22 protein-coding genes are annotated in these 24,821 nt (G+C 69.1%); 4 read left to right on the plus strand and 18 right to left on the minus strand.

What is annotated here, in order from left to right; all coding sequences use genetic code 11:
- Positions 1 to 5: 5 nt before the first annotated feature.
- The gene (locus ABD017_RS06740; RefSeq protein ID WP_343881451.1) at positions 6 to 896 is read right to left on the minus strand and encodes a DMT family transporter; all 891 of its coding nucleotides are present in this window, start codon (positions 894 to 896) and stop codon (positions 6 to 8) included.
- Between the two features lie 330 nt (positions 897 to 1,226).
- Here ABD017_RS06740 and pyrC point away from each other — a divergent pair, with 330 nt between their 5' ends.
- Both pyrC and ABD017_RS06750 read left to right on the plus strand, forming a co-directional pair.
- Entirely contained in the window at positions 1,227 to 2,279 is a 1,053-nt protein-coding gene (gene pyrC, locus ABD017_RS06745) for a dihydroorotase (protein WP_343881453.1), read from the plus strand.
- Between the two features lie 154 nt (positions 2,280 to 2,433).
- Positions 2,434 to 3,024 (plus strand): DNA-3-methyladenine glycosylase I, encoded by a 591-nt coding sequence (locus ABD017_RS06750; protein ID WP_343881456.1) that lies wholly within the window; start codon positions 2,434 to 2,436, stop codon positions 3,022 to 3,024.
- Between the two features lie 152 nt (positions 3,025 to 3,176).
- Here the strand turns inward: ABD017_RS06750 and treF are convergent, their stop codons facing one another.
- The 8 genes from treF to ABD017_RS06790 all read right to left on the minus strand — a co-directional run bounded on the left by treF (position 3,177) and on the right by ABD017_RS06790 (position 12,684).
- Positions 3,177 to 4,772, minus strand: a complete 1,596-nt coding sequence (gene treF / locus ABD017_RS06755) for an alpha,alpha-trehalase TreF (RefSeq protein ID WP_343881458.1) — start codon at positions 4,770 to 4,772, stop codon at positions 3,177 to 3,179.
- A gap of 7 nt (positions 4,773 to 4,779) precedes the next feature.
- Positions 4,780 to 5,547 (minus strand): SDR family NAD(P)-dependent oxidoreductase, encoded by a 768-nt coding sequence (locus ABD017_RS06760; protein WP_343881461.1) that lies wholly within the window; start codon positions 5,545 to 5,547, stop codon positions 4,780 to 4,782.
- A gap of 76 nt (positions 5,548 to 5,623) precedes the next feature.
- On the minus strand, positions 5,624 to 6,505 hold the full coding sequence (bioC, locus tag ABD017_RS06765; protein WP_343881463.1) for a malonyl-ACP O-methyltransferase BioC: 882 nt from the start codon (positions 6,503 to 6,505) through the stop codon (positions 5,624 to 5,626).
- 10 nt (positions 6,506 to 6,515) lie between these two features.
- Positions 6,516 to 7,289, minus strand: a complete 774-nt coding sequence (gene bioH / locus ABD017_RS06770; protein ID WP_343881464.1) for a pimeloyl-ACP methyl ester esterase BioH — start codon at positions 7,287 to 7,289, stop codon at positions 6,516 to 6,518.
- Positions 7,286 to 8,218 (minus strand): sulfurtransferase, encoded by a 933-nt coding sequence (locus tag ABD017_RS06775; RefSeq protein ID WP_343881466.1) that lies wholly within the window; start codon positions 8,216 to 8,218, stop codon positions 7,286 to 7,288. Before ABD017_RS06775 ends, bioH begins: the two co-directional genes overlap by 4 nt.
- Before the next feature lie 26 nt (positions 8,219 to 8,244).
- Positions 8,245 to 9,438 (minus strand): 8-amino-7-oxononanoate synthase, encoded by a 1,194-nt coding sequence (gene bioF, locus ABD017_RS06780; RefSeq protein ID WP_343881468.1) that lies wholly within the window; start codon positions 9,436 to 9,438, stop codon positions 8,245 to 8,247.
- Between the two features lie 123 nt (positions 9,439 to 9,561).
- On the minus strand, positions 9,562 to 10,602 hold the full coding sequence (gene bioB, locus ABD017_RS06785) for a biotin synthase BioB (RefSeq protein ID WP_343881470.1): 1,041 nt from the start codon (positions 10,600 to 10,602) through the stop codon (positions 9,562 to 9,564).
- Positions 10,603 to 10,701: 99 nt separating this feature from the next.
- Positions 10,702 to 12,684: a multicopper oxidase domain-containing protein gene (locus ABD017_RS06790; RefSeq protein WP_343881472.1), complete on the minus strand. Its 1,983-nt coding sequence runs from the start codon at positions 12,682 to 12,684 to the stop codon at positions 10,702 to 10,704.
- A 125-nt stretch (positions 12,685 to 12,809) separates the two neighbouring features.
- On the opposite strand from ABD017_RS06790, the gene ABD017_RS06795 reads away from it, so the two are divergent.
- Complete coding sequence (locus ABD017_RS06795; RefSeq protein ID WP_343881474.1) at positions 12,810 to 13,529, plus strand: ComF family protein; 720 nt, start codon at positions 12,810 to 12,812, stop codon at positions 13,527 to 13,529.
- Between the two features lie 96 nt (positions 13,530 to 13,625).
- Here ABD017_RS06795 and ubiA read toward each other — a convergent pair whose 3' ends face one another.
- A complete protein-coding gene (ubiA, locus tag ABD017_RS06800) occupies positions 13,626 to 14,654 on the minus strand; it encodes a 4-hydroxybenzoate octaprenyltransferase (protein WP_343881476.1) in 1,029 nt (342 codons plus the stop codon).
- A 295-nt stretch (positions 14,655 to 14,949) separates the two neighbouring features.
- On the opposite strand from ubiA, the gene ABD017_RS06805 reads away from it, so the two are divergent.
- Positions 14,950 to 16,068: a GGDEF domain-containing protein gene (locus tag ABD017_RS06805; RefSeq protein WP_343881477.1), complete on the plus strand. Its 1,119-nt coding sequence runs from the start codon at positions 14,950 to 14,952 to the stop codon at positions 16,066 to 16,068.
- Between the two features lie 53 nt (positions 16,069 to 16,121).
- Here ABD017_RS06805 and ilvA read toward each other — a convergent pair whose 3' ends face one another.
- The 8 genes from ilvA to leuD form a co-directional block, all read right to left on the minus strand.
- Positions 16,122 to 17,711 carry a threonine ammonia-lyase, biosynthetic gene (gene ilvA / locus ABD017_RS06810; RefSeq protein ID WP_343881478.1) on the minus strand — a complete coding sequence of 530 codons (1,590 nt, stop codon included), beginning with the start codon at positions 17,709 to 17,711 and terminating at the stop codon, positions 16,122 to 16,124.
- Between the two features lies 1 nt (position 17,712).
- Positions 17,713 to 17,958 (minus strand): acetolactate synthase small subunit, encoded by a 246-nt coding sequence (gene ilvN / locus ABD017_RS06815; RefSeq protein ID WP_343881479.1) that lies wholly within the window; start codon positions 17,956 to 17,958, stop codon positions 17,713 to 17,715.
- A gap of 20 nt (positions 17,959 to 17,978) precedes the next feature.
- The gene (ilvB, locus tag ABD017_RS06820; RefSeq protein WP_343882197.1) at positions 17,979 to 19,844 is read right to left on the minus strand and encodes a biosynthetic-type acetolactate synthase large subunit; all 1,866 of its coding nucleotides are present in this window, start codon (positions 19,842 to 19,844) and stop codon (positions 17,979 to 17,981) included.
- Positions 19,845 to 19,965: 121 nt separating this feature from the next.
- On the minus strand, positions 19,966 to 20,298 hold the full coding sequence (locus ABD017_RS06825; RefSeq protein WP_343881480.1) for a VOC family protein: 333 nt from the start codon (positions 20,296 to 20,298) through the stop codon (positions 19,966 to 19,968).
- A gap of 65 nt (positions 20,299 to 20,363) precedes the next feature.
- On the minus strand, positions 20,364 to 21,353 hold the full coding sequence (ilvC, locus tag ABD017_RS06830) for a ketol-acid reductoisomerase (RefSeq protein ID WP_343881481.1): 990 nt from the start codon (positions 21,351 to 21,353) through the stop codon (positions 20,364 to 20,366).
- Entirely contained in the window at positions 21,350 to 23,071 is a 1,722-nt protein-coding gene (gene ilvD / locus ABD017_RS06835; protein ID WP_343881483.1) for a dihydroxy-acid dehydratase, read from the minus strand. Before ilvD ends, ilvC begins: the two co-directional genes overlap by 4 nt.
- 35 nt (positions 23,072 to 23,106) lie before the next feature.
- A complete protein-coding gene (gene leuB / locus ABD017_RS06840) occupies positions 23,107 to 24,192 on the minus strand; it encodes a 3-isopropylmalate dehydrogenase (RefSeq protein ID WP_343881484.1) in 1,086 nt (361 codons plus the stop codon).
- On the minus strand, positions 24,189 to 24,770 hold the full coding sequence (leuD, locus tag ABD017_RS06845; RefSeq protein ID WP_343881486.1) for a 3-isopropylmalate dehydratase small subunit: 582 nt from the start codon (positions 24,768 to 24,770) through the stop codon (positions 24,189 to 24,191). The genes leuB and leuD overlap by 4 nt, the downstream gene beginning before the upstream one ends.
- Positions 24,771 to 24,821 lie beyond the last annotated feature (51 nt).

A 24,821-nucleotide genomic window follows, 5' to 3' on the forward strand; every position in this document is an offset into this window, starting at 1 on the left:
CATCGTCAGCGACCGGCGCGACGCAGGCCCACCCCGCTGATCGCCAGCAACCCCAGCAGCACCAGCACGATGCCGACCCACTCCATCGGCGAGGGCCGCTCGTGCAGGATCAGCCAGGCCAGCATCACGCTGGCGATGGGCACGCCCAGGCTGGAGACGCTGGCCACCGTGGTCGGCAGGCGCTGCAGCACGATCGACCACAACCACCACGCCAGGCTGGACGCCAGCAACACGCTGTAGGCCAGGCCGGCGATGAAGGCGCCGTTCCACTCGATGGCACGCTCCGGCGTCACCAGCGCCAGCACGCCCAGCGCCATGCCGCCCAGCAGCATCTGCCATGCGGTGAGGTTGAGCACCGACGGCGCGTGGCGCTGGAACATGCGCTTGCTGAGCACCGTGCCGGCGGCCCACGCCGCGCCGCCGGCGATCGCCAGCGTGGTGCTCAGCGCGCTACCCAGTTCGTGCCAGGGCTCGATGATGCAGACCAGGCCGATCGCGGCCAGCGCCACGCCAACCCAGTGGCGCGCGGTGGGGCGATCGCCCAGCACCAGCCAGGCCAGGAACACCGCCCAGAACGGCATCGTGTACGCCAGCAACGCCACGTGACCGGCGCCGCCATCCAGCAGCGCCCATTGCTCCAGCCCCTGGAACGCGGCGGTCTGGCACAGCCCGATCACCAGCGTGGGCAGCAGCGGCGGCGGCCGCAGCGATCGGCGCGCCAGAAGCAAGGCGACAAACAGCACGCCGGCGCCGAGCAGGTAGCGCAGCGCCGCGAAGTGGAACGGCCCGGCATACGCCAGCACCTGCTTCATCACCACCCAGCTGTAGGCCCAGATCAGGATGGTGCCGATCAACGCGGTCAACGCGCCGCGTTGCGGAGAGGGGAGAGTGGTCATGGCCGGGCGCTACGAAAGGTGGCGCAGTGTAGCGTGCCGCGGCGACGTGGCGTGGCCGTGGCAGCCATCGGCACGCGCGTTTCCAGGAAGCTCTGATTTTGCTCGTCATCCCAGCGAAAGCTGGGATCCAGTGCCTCTAAAGCTCTTGTAACGTAAAGGCACTGGATTCCTGCTTTCGCAGGAATGACGAGCAAGAAAGCCGGTTGATCAGACCTTCCTTGGTAGTGCGGCAGATCGGCATTCCACCTCGCCGCGATACCATGGGCGGATCGCGTGGCCGCCCGGTGAACGGCGGTCCCTCTCCCCAACCCGTTTTCGAGCCTGCACGCCATGAGCCCAACGCGCCTGGAAATCACCCGCCCCGACGACTGGCACCTGCATCTGCGCGATGGCGAGGCGCTGGCGTCGGTCGTCGCGCACACGGCCCGGCGTTTCGCCCGCGCCATCGTGATGCCCAACCTCAAGCCGCCGGTGACCACGGTGGCCCAGGCCGAGGCGTATCGCCAGCGCATTCTCGCCAGCCTGCCGCCCGGCGCGCGCTTCCAGCCGTTGATGACGCTGTACCTCACGGAAACCACCACGGCCGACGAGATTGCCCGCGCCGCCGCCAGCGAGCACGTCTTCGCGGTGAAGTACTACCCGGCCGGCGCCACCACCAACTCGCAATCGGGCGTGCGCGAACTGGCCCGCGTCTACCCCGTGCTGGAAGCGATGGAGCGGCATCAGCTGCCGCTGCTGATGCATGGCGAAGTGACCGACCCGGCGGTCGACATCTTCGATCGCGAGCGGGTCTTCATCGAGCGCCACCTGATGCCGCTGCGCGAGCGTTTCCCCGCAATGCGCATGGTGCTGGAGCACATCACCACCCGCCACGCCGCCGAGTTCGTCAGCGCCGCGCCGGCCAACGTGGCCGCCACGATCACCGCGCACCACCTGCTGCTCAATCGCAATGCCCTGTTCGAAGGCGGCATCCGCCCGCACAACTACTGCGCGCCGGTGCTGAAGCGGGAAACCCACCGCGCCGCGCTGCTGCAGGCGGCCACCAGCGGCGACCCGCATTTCTTCCTCGGCACCGACAGCGCGCCGCACATCCGCGAGGCGAAGGAATCGGCCTGCGGCTGCGCCGGCATCTACACCGCCCACGCCGCCATCGAGCTGTACGCCGAGGCGTTCGAGCAGGTCGGCAGGCTCGATAGGCTCGAAGCGTTCGCCAGCTTCCACGGCGCGGATTTCTACCGCCTGCCGCGCAACCAGGACCGCCTCATGCTCGAGCGCACGCCCTGGCAGGTGCCCGACGAATTCCCCATGGCCGGCGCCACCTGCCGGCCGATGCGCGCGGGCGAGTCGATCGCGTGGTCGATCGTCGACGACGCGGCGGCTTGAGAGCGCGGGGCTTTTGCTCCTCCCCCTGCTTGCAGGGGGAGGCTGGGAGGGGGTAGTCCGGGCTGGCGGGAAAGATCAAGAGCGCCCCCTCCCCAATCCCAGCACCCTCGACAGCATGTGGCAACATAACCGCTTTCCCGCCGGGCCGGTTTCCATGAGCGCCACCTCGAATCCCGTGCGCTGCGCCTGGGCCGGCAGCGACCCGTTGATGCGCGACTACCACGACACCGAATGGGGCGTGCCGCTGCACGACGATCGCGCGCTGTTCGAGTTCCTCTGCCTTGAGGGCGCCCAGGCCGGCCTGTCCTGGCGCACCGTGCTGGCCAAGCGCGACAACTACCGCCAGGCCTTCCACGATTTCGAGATCGCCCGCGTCGCCGCGATGACGGATCGTGCGCTGGAAAAGCGCCTGCTCGACCCGGGCATCATCCGCAACCGGCTCAAGGTGTCGTCCACCCGCGACAACGCCATCGCCGCATTGAAGGTGATCGACGAATTCGGCAGCCTCGACGCGTACCTGTGGTCGTTCGTCGATGGCAAGCCGCTGCTGAACCGCTGGCGCGAACCGTCCGAGGTGCCCGCCAGCACCGCCCTCTCCGACCGCATGAGCAAGGCGCTGAAGCAGCGCGGCTTCCGCTTCGTGGGCACCACCATCTGCTACTCGCTGCTGCAGGCGACGGGGATGATCAACGATCATCTGGTGGCTTGTTTTCGGCACGAGGCCTGCGGCGGTGCGCTGACTTAGCTCCGTCGCGGCCACCCGCAGCCTGCTGGGCCGCTTCGCGCGCTGGCTGGGTGCGCTGCTGCGGCGCGAGGTGTCTTTTTGACGGGATTCGGGATTCGGGATTTGGGATTCGGGATTCGCAAGAGCCAGAGCAGGAACAAAGGCATTGCGGCTCAGGCGTGGCTGGCGGCCTTGGCGATGTTGGCTTCGTTGGCGGGGTCTTCGCGCAGCAGGCGGCGGGTGACGCCGTTGGTCCAGCCAAAGCCGTCCTGCAGCGGGTATTCGCCGCCGCCACCGCCGACGGCGCCGTCGTCCTGTTTCATCACCACGTATTTTTCGACCAGCTTGCTTTCGCGCTGATACAGACTGCCGACGGTGTGCAGCCAGCGCTTGGCGATCTCGTCGGCGAGCGGATCGTCGTAGTGGCGCAGGCCGCCGATGGCCAGCCATTGCAGCGGTGCCCAGCCGTTGGGCTGGTCCCACTGCTGGCCGCTGACGCTTTCGCTGGTGCCGATGCCGCCATCCTGCAGCAGCCGCGCGCGCAGCGCCTCACCCACGCGCCGGGCCTGCTCGCGCGTGGCGATGTTGATGAACAGCGGCGTCGCGGTGGCCGCGTTCAGGGCGGTGCGTGGTGACTGCCGCTGCCAGTCGTAGTCGAGATAGGCGCCGGCCTTGTCGTTCCACAGCATCTTGTCGATCGCCGCGCGCCGGTCACGCGCCTTCTTCTGGAAGGCGTCGGCCTGCGCGTGCTGGCCGTTGGCGCGGCTGAGCAGGCCGATCTGGCGTTCCAGCTTGTACAGCAGCGCGTTGAGATCGACCGGCAGGATCGCCGTGGTGCGGATGCTGGCGAGGCTGTCCGGATCGTCGCACCAGCGTGCGCTGAAATCCCAGCCGGAGGCGGCGCCGGCGCGCAGCTCGCGGTAGACCTCGTGTACCGGCCGCGACGATTGCTTTGCCGTGGTCACGTCTTCCAGGTAGGACTCCTCGCGCGGGGTGTCGCGGTCGTCCCAGTAGCGGTTGAGCAGGCTGCCGTCCTCCAGCCGCACGCAGTGGCGGTGCGCGTCGCCGGGGCGCAGGTCGTCGGCGCCGTCCATCCAGTAGGTGTATTCCTTGCGCAGGCGTGGCAGGTACTCCATCGCCGCGCAGATGCCGTGGTGCTCGAACAGTTCCACCATCAACGCGAACACCGGCGGTTGCGAACGGCTGAGGTAGTAGCTGCGGTTGCCGTTGGGCACGTGGCCGTAGGTGTCGATCAGGTAGGCGAAATTGTTGGCCATGTCGCGCAGCAGGTCCTGCCGCCCGCTCTCGGCCAGGCCCAGCATGGTGAAGTAGGAATCCCAGTAGTACAGCTCGCTGAAGCGTCCGCCCGGCACCACGTAGGGGTTGGGCAAGGGCAGGATGGAGCTGTGTGCGGGATGTTCGCGCGGCTGCCGCGTGAGCACCTTCCACAAGCCGTCGATATGGTCGCGCAGCGACTGGCCGGGCGTGGAGACGTAGTGGCTTTGATGGACTTCCGGCGGCGAGAAATGCTGCTTGACGAATGCCTTGAGATCGAAGTCCGCCGCGTCGCTCTGGCAGCGGTAGGCATCCAGGATTTTTTCCGGGTCGCCGCGCGGCGCGCAGTCGACGAAGGTCTTGCTGTCCTCGAACACGCGCGCCAGTTGCACCGCCACGAACAGCTCCTGGTAACGGTCGGCGGGCGTGAGCGTGTCGGCGGGCGCGGCGCGGGCCGCGCGTTCGGCGTTCGCATGCGGGTCCAGTACCGTCATCGCGCGCTCACTGTTCGTGGTAGTTCCACAGCAGGCCGCCGTCGATGCCCACCGTGGTGCCGGTGATGTACGCCGCATCGTCGCAGGCCAGGAAGGCCGCCACGCCGGCCACGTCTTCCGGCGTGCCCAGCCGCTTCAGCGGGATGTTGGCGCGCAGCGCCTTCAGCAGTGCGGGGTCGTCCATCAGGTGCGCGTTGATCGGCGTCTTGATCGCGCCCGGCGCGATGTTGTTGATGGTGATGCCCAGCGGCGCCAGCTCGATGGCCAGGTCGCGCGTGAGCATCTTCAGCCCGCCCTTGCTGGCGCAATAGCTGGCGAAATGCGGAAACGGCAATTCCTCGTGCACCGAGCTTACGTTGATCACTCGCCCCTCGCCGCCGCGGTCGCGCACGTGCCTGGCGAAGGCCTGGGTGATGAAGAACGGGCCTTTCAGGTTGACGTGCATCACCAGGTCGTAATCGGCTTCGCTGGCGTCGAGGAAACCGGCCCGGCGCTCCACACCGGCGTTGTTGACCAGGATGTCGATGCGGCCCATCGCGGCCACGCCCTCGCGGATCACGCGCTGGCCATCGGCCACCTTGCCCACGTCGCCCACCAGCAGGGCCGTCTTCGCGCCCATGGCCTGCAGCTCGTGCAGGGTTTCCTCGGCGCGGGCGTTGTCCGACAGGTCCTCGATGATGACGGCGGCGCCTTCCTGCGCCAGCCGCAACGCGATGGCGCGGCCGATCCCTTGCGCGCCGCCGGTCACCAGCGCCACCTTGCCCTGCAGTTTCATTCACGGCTCCCTGCGTCGAGAACAATGCTTTCGAGCATAAGCCGCGGTGGTGTGAACGCGATGCGAGCGGCGCGTTTCAGCGCCGGCGTGAGCCGCGCAGGCTGTCGACCGAGAAACTGGCGATCTCGACACCGCCGGCACCACGCCGCGCCTGTCCCTGCGGCGGGCCCCAGGCGTGCGCCGTGACCACTTCCCACGTGGCCGGGATATGGCCGTCCAGACGCAGGGATTCGTACGCCTCCAGCATGCGCCGGTAGCGCGTCTTGCCGGTGAGGCCGCGTTCGCGCGCGTGGTCGGCGTTGGTGGCGCCCAGGCCCTGCAGATCCTGCAGCAGCTTGCGCGGCTCGCTGTAGGTCAGCGTGTAGCGGCACACGTCCAGCACCGGATCGCGCAGGCCCGCGGCCAGTACCGCATCGCCCACGTCGTGCATGTCCAGGAAGCGGCTGACGTGCGCCTGCTGGTCGGCCTCGGCCCAGGCGGCGCGCAGCTCCTTCAGCGTGTCCGGGCCGAAGCTGGAAAAGACCAGGATGCCGCCGGGCTTCAGTACGCGCACGCACTCGGCAAACAGCGGCGGAAGCGCATCGATCCACTGGAAGCAGAGGTTGGAATGCAGCACGTCGACGCTGTGGTCGGCCAGTGGCAGGGCGGTGGCCTGGGCGCAGACGCGCAGGAACGGCTTGCGCCAGCTGCTGTGTTTTTTTGCGGCGCGCAGCATCGGCAGCGCCAGGTCGATGGCGATCACCTCCGCCTTGGGGTAGCGCTGTTTCAGCAGCGCGCTGCCGCGTCCGGTGCCGGCGCCGATGTCCACCACGCGCTGCGGCGTTTCCAGGTAGAAGTCCAAGCGATCCAGCAGCAGCGATTGCACTTCGCGCTGCAGTACGTCGTGCTTCTCGTAGGTGTTGGCGGCACGGCCGAACTGGTGGGCAATGCGGGAGGAGTCGAGCTGGAACGCGGTCATGGCATCGGTTTCATCGAGCAAAGGTGCGCAGCAGGGGTGCAAGGGCCTGCGCCACCGCATCGGCGTGGGCGAAGAACGGTGCGTGGCCGGCCTGCGGCGTGTCGTGGTAATGGCCCGCGCTCTGGCCGGCGGACCACGCCATCGCCTGCGGCGGCACCAGCCGGTCGCGGCGACCGGAGATCCAGGCGCTGGGTACGGCCAGGTCGGGCAGGGCGGCGCGGCGGTCGGTGTTCTGCAGCAGGGCGATGCCCTCCTGCAGCACGCGCCGGTCCGGTTCGCCGCGCGCGAACACCAGCGTGCGCAGATGGCGCAATTCCGCGCGCGGATCGGCACTGCCCATCGCCTCCAGCGCCAGGAAGCGCTCCAGCGTGGCGTGGTAGTCGGTGTCCAGATCGGTCGCCAGCTGATGGACCAGCGCCTCGTCCACGCCGTGCGGCCAGCTGGCATCGCGCACGAATTTCGGCGTGGCGCACAGCATCGCCAGGCCACGCACCTGCTGCCGCATGTCCAGCGCCGCAGTCAGCGCGATCAACCCGCCCAGCGACCAGCCCAGCCAGATCGCCGGTGGCGTCTGCGCCGCGATCGCGGCGGCGCAGACACGCGGTTCCAGCGGCAGATCGCTGTGGCGCGAATGGCCATGGCCGGGCAGGTCGACCACGTACATCGTGCACTGGTCGCCCAGCGCGTCCACCAGCGGGGCCAGCACGCCGCCGTGCATGGCCCAGCCGTGCAGCATCACCAGCGGAATGGGGCCGCGGCCTGCCTTTTCGATATGCAGCGTCATGCCGTGACTCCCTTCTCCCCTTTGGGGAGAAGGTGCCCCGCAGGGGCGGATGAGGGGCGGGTGCTCGCGGGAAAGTCCAACGAAGTGCACTGCGAATCAGCTTCATCGCCAGCGCCCCCCCTCTCCCCAGCCCTCTCCCCATGGGGGAGAGGGAGCAGCTCGGGCTTCGATTCGGCGTCATCGCCAGATGCTTCGGGCGGCAGCGTTGGCCGCAAGCGCTTGTCCACCGCACCGCGCCCGTCGAACACGAAGCAGTCGCCCTGCCAATGCGTGCCGTCGGTCTCCTCCAGGTATTTCAGGATGCCGCCGTCGAGCTGGTAGACGTGATCCATGCCCAGCGCTTGCATGTGCAGCGCGGCCTTCTCGCAGCGGATGCCGCCGGTGCAGTACGACACCACGGTCTTGCCCGTGTAGCGCTCGCGGTCGGCGGCGATGGCGGCGGGGAAGGCGGTGAAGTTGGCCAGGCCGTAGTCGACCGCGCCGGTGAACCGGCCCCGCGCGATTTCGTAGTCGTTACGGGTGTCCAGCAGCACCACGTCGCGGCCGGCGTCGTCGCGGCCGTTCGCCAGCCAGCGCTGCAGCGTGGGCGCATCGACGGCGGGCGCGCGGCCGCCTTCCGGCTGGATTGTCGGCTGGCGCATGCTGATGATTTCGCGCTTCAGGCGCACGCGCAGGCGGCCGAACGGCACGCTGTCGGAGAGCGACTCCTTCACCGCCATGTCGGCAAAGCGCGGATCGGCATGCAGGTGCGCCAGGAACGTATCGATACCCTCGCGATGGCCCGCCAGGAACAGGTTGATGCCTTCGGGCGCCAGCAGGATGGTGCCTTTCAGCGCGGCCGATTCGCAGCACTCGCGCAGGCGTTCGCGCAGCCCGGGCAGATCATCCAGGCTGACGAATTTGTAGGCGGCGATGTTGACGATCGACATGGAAAACTTCGCAGGCAAGCCCGCCATTATACGCGGCGGGTCGAAGCGGCCGGCGCGGGCAGCGTTTCCAGCGCCGCCAGCAACTGGTCGACATGAGCCTCGTCGTGGGCGGCCGACAGCGTGATGCGCAGGCGCGCCTTGCCCGCCGGCACGGTGGGCGGGCGGATCGCGCCGACCAGCAAGCCGTGCTGTTCCAGGTGGTGCGAGGCGGCCATCGCGGTGTCGGCATCGCCCAGCAGCAGGGGCTGGATCGCGCTGGATGATGGCATCAGCGGCAGGCCCAGCTCGTCGGCACCGCGGCGGAAGCGGGCGATGCTGGCGGCAAGCTTTTCGCGACGCCAGGTTTCGGATTGCGCCAGCCGCACCGCGGCCAGCGTGGCGGCGGCCACGGCCGGCGGCATCGCGGTGGTGTAGATGTACGGGCGGGCCAGCTGGGTGAGGCCGTCGATCAGCGCCGCCGAGCCGGCCACGAAGGCACCGGCGCAGCCCAACGCCTTGCCCAGCGTGGCCATCAGCACCGGCACCTCGCGCTGGCCCAGGGCGGCGGCCGCCACGCTGCCGGCGCCGTCGGGGCCGAGCACGCCCAGGCCGTGCGCGTCGTCCACCATCAAGGTGGCCTGTTCGCGTGCGCACAGCGCGGCCAGTTCGCGCAGCGGCGCCACGTCGCCATCCATGCTGAACACGCCGTCGGTGGCCAGCAGCGCGGCGGCCCCGCCGCGACTGGCGAACTGCCGCGCCGCCGCCGCCACGTCGGCGTGCGGATAGCGCTTCAACTCGGCGCCGGAAAGCTGCGCGCCGTCCAGCAGGCAGGCGTGGTTGAGCTTGTCCTGCAGGCACAGGTCGCCGCGCGCGAGCAGGGTCTGCAGTGCGCCCAGGTTCGCCATGTAGCCGGTGGAAAACAGCAGCGCGCGATCGCGTCCGGTCCAGGCGGCCAGGGCTTCTTCCAGCGCGGCGTGTTCGCGGCGGTGGCCGCAGATCAGGTGCGCCGAGGTGCTACCCACGCCTTCATCGTCGGCCGTGCGCTTGAACGCGGCGATCAGTTGCGGGTGTTGCGCCAGGCCCAGGTAGTCGTTGCTGCAGAAGCAGAGCAGGCGCCGGCCGCCGCTTTCCAGCCAGGGGCCGTCGGCGTGGTCGATGGTGCGCAGGCGGCGCAGCAGTTGCGCGTGTTCGCGTTCGGCGCGCTGAGTGGCCAGGCGCTGGAGCAGGTCGGGGCGGGGCATCAGTTTTTGGCGAGAGGCGAAGAGCACCCCCTCCTGACCTCCCCCTGCTGCGCAGGGGGAGGGACCGATGCCTTGCTCCCTCCCCTGCTTGCAGGGGAGGGTTGGGGTGGGGTGCTCTTGCTCTTACGCCGCCACACTGCAACCACAACCCTGCCCGCAACCTGCCGCCGCGCCTTCAGCGATATCGGCATGCACCGTACCGGCGTGCTCGACCACGTCCATCGGATGCAGGTCGAGCCGGCGGAACAGCGCGTGGTCGGCTTCCACGTCGGGGTTGCCGGTGGTGAGCAGCTTGTCGCCCAGGAAGATCGAGCCGGCGCCGGCGAAAAAGCACAATGCCTGCACCGCGTCGTCCATCTGCTGGCGGCCGGCGGACAGGCGCACGATCGAGCGCGGCATCAGAATGCGCGCCACCGCGATGGCGCGCACGAACTCGAACGGATCCAGCGGTTCGGCATTCGCCAGCGGCGTGCCGGGCACCGGCACCAGCTGGTTGATGGGCACCGACTGCGGGTGCTCGGGCAGGTTGGCCAGCGCCTGCAGCAGGCCGGCGCGCTGCTCGCGCGTCTCGCCCATGCCCACGATGCCGCCGCAGCAGGTTTTCAGGCCGGCGTCGCGCACCTGTTCCAGCGTGGTCAGGCGATCCTGGTACTCGCGGGTGTGGATGATTTCGCCGTAGAACTCCGGCGCGGTGTCGATGTTGTGGTTGTAGTAGTCCAGGCCCGCGTCCTTGAGCTGCTGCGCGTGACCGTCGCCCAAGAGGCCCAGCGTGGCGCAGGTTTCCAGGCCGAGCCCCTTCACCGCACTGACGATGGCGGCGACCTTGGGGATGTCGCGATCCTTCGGCCCGCGCCATGCCGCGCCCATGCAGAAGCGGCTGGCGCCTGCCGCCTTGGCGGCGCGGGCGCGGTGCAGCACCTCGTCGATCTCCAGCAGTTTCTGCGCCTGCACGCCGGTGTCGTAGCGCTGCGCCTGCGGGCAGTAGGCGCAATCCTCGGGGCAGCCGCCGGTCTTGATCGACAGCAGGGTCGACACCTGCACCGCATTAGGATCGTGGTGTTCGCGATGCACCGCGTGCGCGCGGAACAACAGGTCGTTGAACGGCAGGGCGAACAGCGCGACGACCTCGTCGCGGGTCCAGTCGTGGCGAACGGCAGCAGGCATGGCGGACTCCGGGGCAGAGGCCGCGAAGTGTGGGCGGCACTCGCCGCCTCGTCAACCATGAACATGGTTCGTTGGTTGACAAGGCGGCTGGCCGCGATGTTATTTGCTGGCGTCGCGTACCGCCTTCACCTGCTCGGCGGTCACCTGCCTGGCTTGGTTGCCCCAGGAAAGGCGCTCGTGGTTGGCGATGTCGGCGATGTCCGCGTCGTTGAGGCTGGCGGCGAACGGCGGCATCGCGCTGGGGTAGCTGACGCCGTCGATGGCCACGCCCTGCAGGCCGTGCAGGATCACGTCCAGATGCTTGGTCGGGTCCGCATCCAGCACGGCGGGGTTGCCCTTCAGCGGCGGGAACGCACCGGGCAAGCCCAGCCCGGTGGGCTGGTGGCAGGCCGCGCAATAGGTGCCGTACAGCTGCGCGCCGTGGGCCGGGTTGAACGTGTACGGCCCGGTGGCCGCCGGCGGCGGCGCGGCGTTCGCGTCAGCCGGCGCCTTGGTGATCTGCGGCTTGGCCAGCGTCTCGCCCGGCGTGGCGATCTCCAGGATGCCCTGCGCGCCCAGCACGGCGTGCGCCATCGAGTGATCCACGAACGGATAATGACCCGCCTCGTCCAGGGTGAGGTCGAACACCGCGCCCTCGCCCGGCCCCACCGTGTAGGTGGAGACACCGTCGATGGCCTGCGCCGGGTTGCCGCCGGGGTAGACCTTGTCGAAGATCGCGCCGATCACGTGGAACGCGCTCCACAGGTTGGGACCGGCGTTGACGACGTACAGGCGCACCAGGTCGCCGGGCTTGGCGGTCAGCGGATGCTGCGCGTACTGGAACGCGGCGCCGTTGAAGACCACTTCATCGGGGCGGATCTGCTGCATCTTCTCGTAGTTGCCGGCCATCAGCGTGCCGGAGACCTGCTGGGTGTACCACTCGCCCTGCACCAATACATAGCTCTCGGCGGCCGGTGGCAACGGCTCGGCGGGGTCGACGATGATTGCGCCGTACATGCCGTTGCCGATGTGCAGCAGCACCGGCGGCGTGCCGCAGTGGTAGAGGAAGGCGCCCGGCACCTTGGCCACGAACGAGAAGCTGATCGACTCGCCCGGCATGATGTCCACGTAGTGCAGGCTGGGCGGCGTGATCGCCGAGTGGAAGTCGATCGAGTGCTGCATGGTGCCGCGGTTGGTGAGGGTGACGTTCACCGTCTGCCCCTGGCGCACGTGGATCACCGGGCCGGGCACGGTCTTGCCGAAGGTCCAGGCCTGGTACTGCACGCCGCTGGCGATCTCCACCGTGTCGTCGCTGGAGGTGATGTGCACGTCCACGCTGTCGCCCGGCTGCAGCGGCGGCAGGCGCGCATCGCGGGCCTGCTTGATCGGCTGGGTCGAGGCCAGCGACAGCGGCGTCACCGCGGCGGCGGCGGCGGTCGGGCTGGCGCTGCGCACGTTAAGCGCGCTGTGCAGGCCGGCCAGCAGCAGCGCCACCAGCACCAGCACGCCGGCCAGCGCGGGTGCCTGCACGCGCCAGGAAAGATGCGGCACCTGCTCCAGCGGAACGCGGTTGTTCCACTCGGAGAACCGGCGCCAGCGCGGCCAGCGGCTTTCGATCAGGTAGTCGAGGCTGTACGGGCTGGGGCCGGCGCGCAGGTTGATCACGATCAGCGCCGCAAAGATCAGCACGAAGCTGATCGCCGCGCCGATGTTGTTGGCGCCCACCGAATACGGCCCGCCGAAACCTTCGGCCGTGCTCCAGATCAGCAGGCTGAACAGGATGCCCGCGACATAGGTGATCTTGCGCGCAAAGCCCAGCAGCAGGGCCAGCGCCAGCAGCGTCTCGGCGATGCGCGTGGCCCATACGAACAGCCCCACGTGCGGCGTCACCAGCGCGATCCACATGTTGAACCACCACGCCGACCACGCCGGCTGGCCGGTGGCGGCGTTGTGCAGGTAGCCGACGTAGTGGTCGGCGAAGCCGTCGGTCCAGGTCAGCGCGGCGCTGACGGCCCAGATCACGCCGAAAGCCACGCGCAAGGCCGTGCCCGCGATCGTGGGCCAGGTCGATGATGCGGGTTTGCCGTCGTGGGGTGTGTTCATGCGAACCTCCTGTAGGAATGGACGATATTGACGCCGTTGACGCTTGCCGAGTGTAGACCGTGAATGTCCGCTCGGCGCGAACCGGACCGTGCCGCTACCATCGCACCATGCCGGAGCGATGGATCATGGAGACGAACCGTCCGCAGCAGGTTGCGTCAGCGCTGCTGCGCTGGTTGTTGCCCCTGCGCTGCCTGTTGTGCGGCGCGGCGGGCGCGCACGGCATGGATCTGTGCGCCGACTGCAGCAACGAACTGCCGCGCAACCGGAGCTGTTGCGCCCGCTGCGCCCTGCCGCTGGCCACGTCCGCCGCGCTGTGCGGCGAGTGCCAGCGCCGTCTGCCGCCGTGGGATGTGGCGTGGGCGCCGTTTCGCTACGGCTGGCCGCTGGATCGGCTGGAATCGCGCTTCAAGTTCGGCGCCGACCTGGCCGCCGGGCGCGTGCTGTCCAGCCTGTGGCGGCGCGAGACCTGTCCCATGGCCCTGCCGCAGCAGATCCTGACCGTGCCGCTGCACCGCAGCCGCCTGCGCCAGCGCGGCTACAACCAGGTGCTGGAACTGGCGCGGCCGCTGGCGCGCGAGCTGCGCCTGCCGTTGCGCATCGACGCGCTCCAGCGCGTGCGCCGCACCGGAGCGCAGACCGAGCTCGACGCCGTGGGTCGCCGGCGCAACGTGCGCGGTGCGTTCGCGTTGCGCGAAGGTGTGGCACTGGCGTCGCACGTGGCGGTGATCGACGACGTGATGACCACCGGCGCCACGCTCGCCGAATGCGCTCGCGTGCTGAAACGCGCGGGCGTGCAGCGGGTCGACGTGTGGGCGCTGGCAAGGGCGCCCCTGAAGCGGAAGTGAGTGGAGAGGAGTGAGAAGTGAGAGAAAGCAGAAAGCAGAAAGCACTGTCTCGCCGCACTCACTTCTCACTTCTCTCCACTCACTCCTCGCTCTTCGCTATTTCGCCGCAAGCGCCAGCACTACGCCGATCCACAACGTCAGCCCGACCCAGTTGTTGTGGCGGAACGCGGCCAGGCAGGCGTCGCGCTGGCGGTCGCGGATCAGCCACAGCTGCCAGGCGAACAGGCCCGCCGCCGCCAGCAGGCTCAGCCAGAACGGCCAGCCCAGGGCCGCGCGCTGGCCCACGAACAGCATCGTCAACAGGAACGTGCCCATCAGTACGCCCAGGATCGGCACGTCGGCGTCGCCGAACAGGATCGCGGTGGACTTGGCGCCGACCTTGCGGTCGTCGTCGCGGTCGACCATCGCGTATTCGGTGTCGTAGATCACCGACCACAGGATGTTGCCGATGAACAGCAGCCAGCCCACCGGCGGCACCGTGCCGGCCACCGCCGCGAACGCCATCGGGATCGACCAGCCGAACGCCGTGCCCAGCACCACCTGCGGCATGTAGGTGTAGCGCTTGGTGAACGGGTACAGCGCCGCCAGCGCCGCGCCCACGAACGACAGCTCGACGGTGAGGCGGTTGGTGAACAGCACCAGCACGAACGCCACCGCCAGCAGCACGCCGGCCACCGCCAGGGCCTCGCGCGGCGTGACCCGCCCGGCGGCGATCGGGCGCCCGGCGGTGCGCGCCACCTGCGGGTCGAGCTCGCGATCGGCATAGTCGTTGATCGTGCAGCCGGCCGCGCGCATCGCGAAGACGCCCAGGGTGAAGATGAGCAGCGGCTTCCACGGCGGGAAATCGCCCGCGGCCAGCCACAGCGCCCACCAGGTCGGCCACAGCAACAGCAGCGCGCCGATCGGGCGATCCATGCGGGTCAGCACCAGGTAATCCAGTGCCTTCTCGCGCTGGCGCGCCGGCCAGCGGCGCAGCAGCCAGTTCAATACCCGCGTGGCCGTGGTGGAGCTGTCGGCCGGACGTGGCGCCTTGGCGCGCGGCCGGGCCGCCGCGCCGGGGCGCGGCCGTGGAGCAGGCGAGGGAGCGGTTTTCTGCGGGCGGCGCTTGCGGGACGTGGGGGCCATCGGGGGAGTTTAGCCCGTGGCCCGGGGGGCTGTGCCGCCGCGCACGTCACGCCCTCGCTGGCCGGGCGTGGAACGGCGCCGAAAACCGGCGATACTTGGCGCTGGTGGCGCGGCTGGGGGGCCGGCGCCGCCGTGACGTTGGCGTCCAGTCTTGCGGCAGGAGTCACCTGCCGGGATGGAGCGCGGGCGGCTGCCTAAAGCGCGATGGCGCGCGGCCGATACAGGGTCAGGCGTTCCGTTCCGGCTTCCGCCATGCCTGGCTTTTTGCGGATGCGCTGTGGCGTTGGGAGGGGTGATGGTCGAGTGTGAAAGCTCCGGGCGGGACAACATGGCGGTGCCGCGCAGCAGCGATGCCGAGCCGGCCGATGCGTCCCGGCTGCTGGCCCATTCCCGCCTGCTTGATTCCGTCGCGGCCTTCACCCATCACCGCGACGTCGATGCGCTCGATCACAGCCTGGTGCTTTCGCTGGCCGAACTGACTGCGGCACGCAGCGTGTCGCTGGGCAAGTACACCGCCGACAACCACGGCCGGCTGCGCACCGTGGTGCGCTGCACGGTGGGCGCCCACGGCCATTACGAGCTTCGGGTGTTCGAGCCGGCGCCGGATGATCCGTCCCTGCACCTGCTGCGCCAGGGCGCCGAGCGGGTGGAGACGCACGAGTATCCGGGCGCGGGCGGGCTGCATCGGCTGATCGTGCCGATACTTTCCGAAGGCCGTGCCGTGGGCGCCTTGCAGCTGGAAAGCGACGTGCCTTGCGGCGACAGCCGGCCGCTGGTGGCCGGCTTCGCGCGCATCTATGCCAATTACACCGCGCTGCTCAACGAGAGCGAGCGCGACAAGTTGACCGGGTTGTACAACCGCCGCACGTTCGAGCGGCACCTGCAGCGCCTGTTGCAGGCGGATCCGGGCGCGATACCCACCGAGGCGCTGGACGAGCGCCGCCACACCGATCCGTCCGCGCGCGACGAGGTGTGGCTGGCCATCCTCGACATCGACCACTTCAAACGCATCAACGACAGCTACGGCCACGTCTACGGCGACGAGGTGATCCTGTTGCTGGCGCAGCAGATGCGCGCCTGCTTCCGCCAGTCCGACGTGCTGTTCCGCTTCGGCGGCGAGGAGTTCGTGATCCTGCTGACGGCCCACGACGAGGCCACCGTGCGCACCGTGCTGGAGCGGTTCCGGCTGCGCATGGCCGAACACGTCTTTCCGCGGGTGGAGCACGTCACCGTCAGCGTCGGCTACGCGCGCATCGGCGAACACGACTACCCCGCCACCGTCCTCGAACGTGCGGACAAGGCGCTGTATTTCGCCAAGGAGCACGGCCGCAACTGCGTGCACGGCTTCGAGGCGCTGACCGCGCAGGGCCTGCTGGAAGGCGGCACCCTGGCGGGAAGTATCGACCTGTTCTGACCGGCGCCGGCCGGCTCTTCGGCCACCGGAATGACGGCTTGCCCGGCGTCTTCTCAGCCCTGCAGCAGCAGCCGGTAGGCGCTGTGGTCGCTCTCGTTGCGGTACGGATAGCCCAGCGTTTCGAGGAAGCGCTGGAACAGCTCGCGTTCGTGCGGCGGCACCTGGATGCCGACCAGGATGCGGCCGTAGTCCGCGCCCTGGTTGCGGTAGTGGAACAGGCTGATGTTCCAGTCCGGATGCATGTGGCCCAGGAAGCGGGTCAGCGCGCCGGGGCGCTCGGGAAATTCGAACCGGTACAGCTGCTCGTCCTGCGCCAGCGGCGAGCGGCCGCCCACCATGTGGCGCAGGTGCAACTTGGCCAGCTCGTCGTCGGTCAAGTCCAGCACGCCGAAATCCTGCGCGTGGAACGCGGCGATCAGCGCCTCGCGCTCGCCGCGGTTCGCGGTCTGCACGCCCACGAAGATGTGCGCCTGGCGGGCGTCGCCGACGCGGTAGTTGAATTCGGTGATGCTGCGGTCGTCCAGCGTGGCGCAGAAGCGGCGGAAGCTGCCGCGCTGCTCGGGCACGGTCACCGCGAACACCGCTTCGTGCTGCTCGCCCACCTCGGCGCGCTCGGCCACGAAACGCAGCTGGTCGAAATTCATGTTGGCGCCGGAGACGATCGCCACCATGGCGCCTTCGCCCTCTTCACCCGCGGCCTGCTGTTCGGCGATGTACTGCTTGAGCCCGGCCAGCGCCAGCGCGCCGGCTGGTTCGGGAACGCTGCGCGTTTCCTGGAACACGTCGCGGATCGCGGCGCAGATGGCGTCGGTATCGACCCTGAGCATGGCGTCGACATGGCGCCGGCACAGGGCATAGGTGCGCACGCCGACCTGCTTGACCGCGGTGCCGTCGGAGAACAGCCCCACTTCGTCCAGCGTCACCCGGTCGCCGGTTTCCAGCGAGCGGGCCATCGCGTCGGAATCGGCAGCCTGCACGCCGATGACCTTGACCTCCGGCCGCAGCGACTTGATGCAGGCGGCCACGCCGGCCAGCAGGCCGCCGCCACCCACCGGCACGAACACCGCATGCAACGGGCCCGGATGCTGGCGCAGGATCTCCAGGCCGATGGTGGCCTGGCCGGCGATCACGTCCGGGTCGTCGAACGGGTGCACCACGGTGTAGCTGTGGGCGTACTGCAGGCGCAGCGCCTCGGCCTGGGCCTCGCTGTACGAGTTGCCGCACAACACCACCTCGACCGAGTCGCCGCCGATCCGGCGCACCGCATCGAGCTTGACCCGCGGCACCGTCACCGGCATCACGATGACCGCGCGGATGCCCAGTTTCGCCGCCGCCAGCGCCACGCCTTGCGCATGGTTGCCGGCCGAGGCGGCGATCACCCCGCAGGCGCGCTGGGTAGGATCGAGACGGCTCATCTTGTTGTAGGCGCCGCGCAGCTTGAACGAAAAGACCGGCTGCTGGTCCTCGCGCTTCAGCGCCACCGTGCGGCCGTACCGCGCCGAGAGCAGTGGCGCGGGCTGCAGCGCGGTCTCGCGCGCCACGTCATAGACGCGTGCGGCATACATGCGGCGCAGCAGTTCCTCCTCGGACAACGAGGATTGCCCGTCCGGTTGCACCGGCGGCTTGCTGGAGACGGCGTTCATCTCAGGCCACCGTCGCTTGATGGCTGACTTCGAGCACGTCGATCAGCTTGCGCGTCTGGCGCACGATCTGCACCACGGCCTGGTCGTCGCCGCGGATGCTGAGCACCAGCTTCGAAATGGCCGGATCGGCGGTGGCGGCCACGTTGAGCGAATCGATGTTGTAGCTGCGCGACGCGAACAGCCCGGCCACGCGCACCAGGGCGCCGGTCTCGTTCTGCAGCATGATCGTGAGCGTGTGTTGTTGCATGGCGGGATTCATGGCGTTGCTCAAAACATGTCGTTGCGAAGGGTTTCGTCGCCGGCGGCATGCTGACGCGAGGCGATGAACTCACCGGTGATCATCTGGGCGTACGACATGCCCGGGCCCACCATCGGGTAGACGCCGGCATCCGGGTCGATCATCACTTCCAGGAAGGCGGGGCCGTCGTACGCCAGGAACTCGGCGATGGTGTCGGCCAGCTCCTCCTTGCGCTCCAGCCGGCGTGCCCAGGTGAAACCGTCGGCCTGCACGGCCTTGATGAAATCCTTGGTGTGCAGGCTCTTGTCGGAGGAGGCGAAGCGGCCCTTGAAGAACAGCTTCTGCCACTGCCGCACCATGCCGTCGCCACGGTTGTTGAGCAGCACGATCTTCACCGGCAGGCCATAGGTGGTGACGGTCTCCAGCTCGCCCAGGTTCATGCGGATGCTGCCGTCGCCGTCGATGTCGATGACAGTGGCGTCGCGCCGCGCGAACTGCGCGCCAATGGCCGCGGGCAGGCCGAAGCCCATCGTGCCCATCGAGCCGGAGCTGAGCCAATGCCGCGGCTCGCGGAAATCGAAATACTGCGCGGCCCACATCTGGTGCTGGCCCACGCCGGTGCTGATGATCGCGCGGCCCTCGGTGATGCGGTTGATCGCCTCGATCACCGCGTACGGCTGGATCAGCGCGCTGTCGCGGTCGTAGTTCAGCGCATGCGCGCGCTTGAGGTCGGCGATGTGCGCATGCCAGGCGTCGTAGCGCCCTTCCTGCCGTGGCTGGATGCCGTGCGCCGCGGCGTACTCGCGCAGGCGTTCGAGCGTGCGCCGCAGGTCGCCGATATGGTGCCAGTCCACCGTCTTCACCTTGCCGATCTCGGCCGGGTCGATGTCCACCTGGGCAATGAATCGGGCGCGCGGGGCGAACTTGTCCGGCACGCCGGCCACGCGGTCGTCGAAGCGCGCGCCCAGGGTCAGCACGAAATCGCAGTCTTCCACCGCGTAGTTGGCGTAGGCCGTGCCGTGCATGCCCAGGAAATGCAGCGCCAGCGGGTCAGTGGTGTCGAACGCGCCCAGCCCCATCAGCGTGGTGGCGACGGGCAGGCCGAAGTCGGCCACGAAGGCGCGCAGCGCCTGGGCGGCACCGGAGGCGATCACGCCGCCGCCGGCGTAGATCAGCGGGCGCTCCGCACGCGTCAGCGCGGCGAAGAAGCTGGCGCAGTCGGCGTCGTCCAGATGGGCCGACTCGACGCTGCGCAGGCGCGCGCGATAGCCGGGAATCGGCAACTGGCCCTCGCCGCGGAAGGTCAGGGAGGTGTTCTGCACGTCCTTGGGCACGTCCACCACCACCGGCCCGGGCCGCCCGCTGCGGGCGATCTCGAACGCGGTGCGCAGGGTGCTTTCGAGCAGGCTGGCGTCGGTCACCAGGAACACGTGCTTCGCGCACGCGCCCATGATCGTGCTGACCGGCGCCTCCTGGAACGCATCGCTGCCGATGGCGGCCACGCCGACCTGGCCGCAGATCACCACCATCGGGATCGAGTCGGCCATCGAATCGCGCACCGGGGTGACCATGTTGGTGGCGCCGGGGCCGGAGGTGACCACCGCCACGCCCACCTTGCCGGAGGCGCGCGCATAGCCGGCCGCCATGAAGCCCGCGCCCTGCTCGTTCGCGGGCACGATCAGCGGCAACGGCTCGCTGCCGTCATCGTTGGGGTGGGTGGCGTTGTGCCGGAAGACGGCGTCGTAGACCGGCAGGATGGCGCCGCCGGAATAGCCGAACAGCACGTCGACGCCCTCGTCCGCCAATACCTGCACGATGACCTCGGCGCCGCTCATGGACGTCGCCGCCAGCGGGTGCAGGTTGCCGGCGGGCGCCGGGGTGGACTTGGTATTCATCAGTTGTGCATTCACGATCTTGCGTTCCTTGGCATGGCCGGCGTGCGCCGGTTGCTTGGACGCGGTGCGGTGGCCTGTGCGATGCACCTGTCACCCCAACGCTGGTGTCATGGGTGGGGGCTCATTCCCCTGGTGGTCGTCCCGGCCCGACCGGGGCGCCGTAGGTCTCCACGATCTTCCGATCCTGTTCCGCCGCGCAGAAGCTTTCCCACACCAGGCCATTCACGTCGGTGGCGCTGGAGAAGCCTTCGGCGAGGTCGTCCTCGAAGCCGATGTGGCGCAACTGGCCCGCGCGCTCCGGCATCTGGTTGATGGAGAAATTCAGCAGGTCGGTACGCCACATCGCGTACTTGCCGGCGACGACGGCGCTTGGCCGTGCGTGCAGTCGATGGCTGTAGTCGTCGATCGACTCGGCCAGGTCGCGAACCGCCAGCGCAATGTGGAAACGTTTCACGTCGTGTCCCCGATGGAAAAACCTTGCCGCTCCGTTCCCCGGCGAACCGGGGAACGGGACGTCGATCAGCCCGCCTTCTTCGCCGGTTCCGGCTGCAGCCACGGCATGCGTGCGCGCAGCTTGGCGCCCACCACCTCGACCGGATGCTCCAGGTCGGCCTGCTTGAACTTCTTGTAGTTCGGCAGGCCCGCCTCGTACTCGGCGATCCAGTTGCGCGCGAAGGTGCCGTCCTGGATGTCGGTCAGCACGCCCTTCATGCGCTCCTTCACGCCGGCGTCGATGACGCGCGGGCCGCTGACGTAGTCGCCGTACTGGGCCGTCTCGGAGACGAACTGCAGCATCTTGGTGATGCCGCCTTCGTAGAACAGGTCCACGATCAGCTTCAGTTCGTGCAGCACTTCGTAGTAGGCGATTTCCGGCTGGTAGCCCGCTTCCACCAGGGTCTCGAAGCCGGCCTGCACCAGCGACGAGGCGCCGCCGCACAGCACGGCCTGCTCGCCGAACAGGTCGGTCTCGGTCTCTTCCTTGAAGTCGGTCTTGATCAGCATGGCGCGGCCGCCACCGATGCCGTTGGCATAGGCATGCGCCTTGGCCTCGGCCTGGCCGGACACGTCCTGGTACACCGCCCAGATGCTGGGCACGCCGCGGCCACGCTCATACTCGGTGCGCACCAGCGCGCCGGGGCCCTTGGGCGCCACCAGGATCACGTCGATGTCCTTGCGCGGGTCGATGCGCTTGAAGTGCACGTTGAAGCCGTGCGCGAACAGCAGCGCGGCGCCGGGCTTGATGTTCGGCTCGATGCTCTGGGTGTAGACGTCGGCCTGGACCATGTCGGGCGTCAGCACCGCGACCAGGTCGGCACCCTTCACCGCCTCGCCCGGCTCGGCCACCTTGAAGCCCTCGGCGCTGGCCTTTTCCCAGGACGGGCCGCCCTTGCGCAGGCCGACGACGACGTCGAGGCCGGAGTCGCGCAAGTTGAGGGCGTGGGCGCGCCCCTGGCTGCCGTAGCCGAGAACGGCGATGCGGGCATTGCCCAGGGTGTCGTTGTTGCTCATGCGGTAACTCCTGCTTTGGTTGGTTTGTTTGTGTGGGCGGGCGTCTGCACCGCCGTATCGGGGTGGGTGTTGGCGCCGTCGGAGGCGGAACCAACCAGCCGCGCGTACTTGGCCAGCACGCCGCGGGTGACTTTGGGCTCGGGCGGCTGCCAGCTGGCGCGGCGGCCGTCGAGGTCGGCATCGGTGACCAGTTCGCGGGTGTTGGCGTCGATGCGCAGGTGGTCGCCGTCGCGCAGCAGCGCGATCGGGCCGCCACGCGCCGCTTCCGGCGCCACGTGGCCCACCATGAAACCGTGGGTGGCACCGGAGAAACGGCCATCCGTGATCAGCGCCACGTCGTCGCCCAGGCCGCGGCCGATCAAGGCGGCGGTGACGCCCAGCATCTCGCGCATGCCGGGGCCGCCGGCGGGGCCTTCGTTGCGGATCACCACCACGTCGCCCTTGCCGATGCGCCCTTCCTGCACGGCGGTGAACGCGGCTTCCTCGCTCTCGAACACGCGGGCGGTGCCCTCGAAATGGGTCGCGCCGTGGCCGGCGCTGTTCTTGCCGGGGATCTTCAGGATGCAGCCTTCCGGCGCGACATTGCCGTAGAGGATGGAATAGCCGCCGCGCGGCTTGATCGGTGCGCTGACCGGGAACACCACCTGCTGATCCTCGAAGCGCGGTGCCTCGGCGGCCTCGGCAAACAGCGTGCGGCCGGTGACGGTGGGCGCGTCTTCAAGCATGCCGGCGGCGATCAGCTCCTGCGCCACGCGGGCGATGCCGCCGGCGTCGAACAGTTCCACCGCGGTGTACTGGCCACCGGGCAGCAGGTCGGAGATCACCGGGGTGTTCTCGGAGGCGGGCTGGAAGTCCTCCAGCGTCCATGGCACGCCGGCCTCGCGGGCGATCGCCAGCAGGTGCAGCACGGCATTGGTGGAACCGGCGGTGGCGGCCACCATGCGCGCGGCGTTGCTCAACGCAGTGCGGTTGAACATCGAGCTGGGGCGGCGATCCTCGCGCAGGCATTCCATCACCAGCTCGCCGCAGCGCTGAGCGGCTTTGAGCTTGTCCGGGTGCGTGGCGGGGATGTCGTTCAAACCCATCGGCGACAGGCCCAGCGTGGTCAGCACCATCGCCATGGTGTTGGCGGTGAACTGGCCGCCGCAGGCGCCGGCGCCGCCGCAGGCGTCGCATTCCACCGAGCGCAGCTCGGCATCGTCGATCTTGCCCGCGCCATGGGCGCCGACCGCCTCGAACACCTGCTGGATCGTGATCGGGCGATTCTTGTGCAGGCCGTGCGCGATGGTGCCGCCGTAGAGCGCGACCGCGGGAATATCCAGCCGCGCCATCGCCATCGCGGCGGCGGGGATGGTCTTGTCGCAACCGCACAGCACCACCATCGCGTCGCACAGGTGGCCCTCGACCGCCGCCTCGATGGAGTCGGTGATGACCTCGCGGCTCACCAGCGAATAGCGCATGCCGGCCGTGCCCATGGCGATGCCGTCGGTGACCGCGATGGTATTGAACTCCACCGGCGTGCCGCCCGCGGCGCGGATGCCCTTGGCGACTTCCGCGGCCAGATCGCGCAGGTTGAGGTTGCACGGGCTGACGTCGGACCAGGTGTGCACCACGGCCACCAGCGGTTTGCGGATGGCGTCGTCGTCCATGCCGGTGGCGCGCAGCATGGCGCGGGCAGGGGCGCGGTCGGCGCCGGTTTTGATTGCATCACTACGCATGGGAGTTCCAGTAAGGCATCGGGTGAAGCGCGGGGTCAGCCGGCCGAGCGCAGGGAGGGAGCGGCGCTGGCGTCGGCGTCCAGGGCGCGCAGCACCGCATCCAGCACGTCCTGTGTACCGGCCTGGCCGCCGATGTCGCGGCTGTGCGGGCCGTCGCGCAGCACGCGGTCGATGGCCGATTCGATCGCCACCGCCTCGGCTTCCAGCTGCAGCGAATGGCGCAGCAGCAGCGCGGCGGAAAGGATGGTGCCGACCGGGTTGGCCACGCCCTTGCCGGCGATGTCCGGGGCCGAGCCGTGGATCGGTTCGTACAGGCCCACGCGGCTCTCGCCCAGCGACGCCGACGGCAGCAGGCCCAGCGAACCGGCCAGCGCGGCGGCCTCGTCGGTGAGGATGTCGCCGAACAGGTTCTCGGTGACCACCACGTCGTAGCGCGACGGCTGGCTCAGCAGCAGCATTGCCATCGAATCGACCAGCTGGTGCTCGACCTTCACGTCCGGGAATTCGGTGGCGATGCGCTGCACCGTGCTGCGCCACAGGCGCGAGGTTTCCAGCACGTTGGCCTTGTCCACCGAGGTGAGGTGCTTGCGGCGGGCACGTGCCAGCGCAAAGGCGCGGCGAGCCACGCGTTCCACCTCGGCCACGGTGTACTTGCATTCGTCGGTGGCGGTGTCGTCGGTGCGGGTCTTGGCGCCGAAGTAGGCGCCGCCGGTGAGTTCGCGCACGAACAGCACGTCGACACCCTTGAGGCGTTCGTTCTTCAGCGGCGACAGCTCGGCCAGCGCCGGGTGCACTTGCAGCGGGCGCAGGTTGGCGTACACGCCCAGCGCGGCGCGCAGGCCCAGCAGGCCCTGCTCGGGGCGCACCGGTGCGTTCGGGTCGGACCATTTCGGCCCGCCCACGGCGCCCAGCAGCACGGCGTCGGCCTGCTTGCAGGCGGCCAGCGTGGCGGCGGGCAGCGGCTCGCCGGTGGCGTCGATGGCACAGCCGCCGATCAGCTGTTCATCGAAGCTGAACTCGTGACCGTAATGACCGGCCACGGCCTGCAGCACGGCGACAGCCGCGGCGGTGACTTCCGGACCCACGCCGTCGCCGGGCAGGGTGACGATGCGTGCCTTCATGCCGCTTTCTCCTGGTTTTCGAAATTGCCGATGGCGTCGGTGTGCTGCAGCAGGAAGCCCAGCTGGTCCACGCCGTTGAGCAGGCAGTGGCGGGCGAACGGCTCCAGCGTGAACGCGATGCGGCTGCCGTCGGGCAGTTCGATCGTCTGCTCGCGCACGTCGATCGCCAGCTCCGCGCCGGGGTTGTCCAGCAGCCAGCGGTGCTGCGCTTCGTCGATCACGATCGCCAGCAGGCCGTTCTTCAAAGCGTTGTTGCGGAAGATGTCCGCGATCTCGCTGCACAGCACGGCCTGGATGCCGTAGTCGAGCAGCGCCCATGGCGCGTGTTCGCGCGAGGAGCCGCAGCCGAAATTGCGCCCGGCCACCAGGATCGAGCAGCCCTGCGACTGCGGCTGGTTGAGCGGGAAGGCCGGGTTGTCGGAGCCGTCGGCCTGGTAGCGCCAGTCGTTGAAGCATAGCTTGCCCAGGCCCTCACGCACCGTGGTGGTGAGGAATCGCGCCGGGATGATGCGGTCGGTATCGATGTTTTCGTCGGTCAGTACGGCGGTGCGCGACTGCAGGCGGGTAATGGGCTGCATCAGAAAATCTCCGAAGGGCAAAATCCCTTCTCCCCGCTGGGGAGAAGGTGC

The organism is Rhodanobacter caeni, from assembly GCF_039523575.1.
Taxonomy (GTDB): domain Bacteria; phylum Pseudomonadota; class Gammaproteobacteria; order Xanthomonadales; family Rhodanobacteraceae; genus Rhodanobacter; species Rhodanobacter caeni.

Excerpts from the sequence above, each read along its gene's own strand:
- ABD017_RS06750 (WP_343881456.1), top strand. The coding sequence starts at position 2,434 with ATGAGCGCCACCTCGAATCCCGTGCGCTGCGCCTGGGCCGGCAGCGAC.
- ABD017_RS06760 (WP_343881461.1), bottom strand. The coding sequence starts at position 5,547 with ATGAAACTGCAGGGCAAGGTGGCGCTGGTGACCGGCGGCGCGCAAGGG.
- leuD (WP_343881486.1), bottom strand. The coding sequence starts at position 24,770 with ATGCAGCCCATTACCCGCCTGCAGTCGCGCACCGCCGTACTGACCGAC.
- ABD017_RS06795 (WP_343881474.1), top strand. The coding sequence starts at position 12,810 with ATGGAGACGAACCGTCCGCAGCAGGTTGCGTCAGCGCTGCTGCGCTGG.
- ABD017_RS06775 (WP_343881466.1), bottom strand. The coding sequence starts at position 8,218 with ATGTCGATCGTCAACATCGCCGCCTACAAATTCGTCAGCCTGGATGAT.
- ilvN (WP_343881479.1), bottom strand. The coding sequence starts at position 17,958 with ATGCAACAACACACGCTCACGATCATGCTGCAGAACGAGACCGGCGCC.
- bioH (WP_343881464.1), bottom strand. The coding sequence starts at position 7,289 with ATGACGCTGCATATCGAAAAGGCAGGCCGCGGCCCCATTCCGCTGGTG.
- pyrC (WP_343881453.1), top strand. The coding sequence starts at position 1,227 with ATGAGCCCAACGCGCCTGGAAATCACCCGCCCCGACGACTGGCACCTG.
- ABD017_RS06740 (WP_343881451.1), bottom strand. The coding sequence starts at position 896 with ATGACCACTCTCCCCTCTCCGCAACGCGGCGCGTTGACCGCGTTGATC.
- ilvA (WP_343881478.1), bottom strand. The coding sequence starts at position 17,711 with ATGAACGCCGTCTCCAGCAAGCCGCCGGTGCAACCGGACGGGCAATCC.
- leuB (WP_343881484.1), bottom strand. The coding sequence starts at position 24,192 with ATGAAGGCACGCATCGTCACCCTGCCCGGCGACGGCGTGGGTCCGGAA.
- ilvD (WP_343881483.1), bottom strand. The coding sequence starts at position 23,071 with ATGCGTAGTGATGCAATCAAAACCGGCGCCGACCGCGCCCCTGCCCGC.
- bioF (WP_343881468.1), bottom strand. The coding sequence starts at position 9,438 with ATGCCCCGCCCCGACCTGCTCCAGCGCCTGGCCACTCAGCGCGCCGAA.
- bioB (WP_343881470.1), bottom strand. The coding sequence starts at position 10,602 with ATGCCTGCTGCCGTTCGCCACGACTGGACCCGCGACGAGGTCGTCGCG.
- ABD017_RS06805 (WP_343881477.1), top strand. The coding sequence starts at position 14,950 with ATGGTCGAGTGTGAAAGCTCCGGGCGGGACAACATGGCGGTGCCGCGC.
- bioC (WP_343881463.1), bottom strand. The coding sequence starts at position 6,505 with ATGACCGCGTTCCAGCTCGACTCCTCCCGCATTGCCCACCAGTTCGGC.
- ilvC (WP_343881481.1), bottom strand. The coding sequence starts at position 21,353 with ATGAGCAACAACGACACCCTGGGCAATGCCCGCATCGCCGTTCTCGGC.
- ABD017_RS06790 (WP_343881472.1), bottom strand. The coding sequence starts at position 12,684 with ATGAACACACCCCACGACGGCAAACCCGCATCATCGACCTGGCCCACG.
- ilvB (WP_343882197.1), bottom strand. The coding sequence starts at position 19,844 with ATGAATACCAAGTCCACCCCGGCGCCCGCCGGCAACCTGCACCCGCTG.
- ubiA (WP_343881476.1), bottom strand. The coding sequence starts at position 14,654 with ATGGCCCCCACGTCCCGCAAGCGCCGCCCGCAGAAAACCGCTCCCTCG.
- treF (WP_343881458.1), bottom strand. The coding sequence starts at position 4,772 with ATGACGGTACTGGACCCGCATGCGAACGCCGAACGCGCGGCCCGCGCC.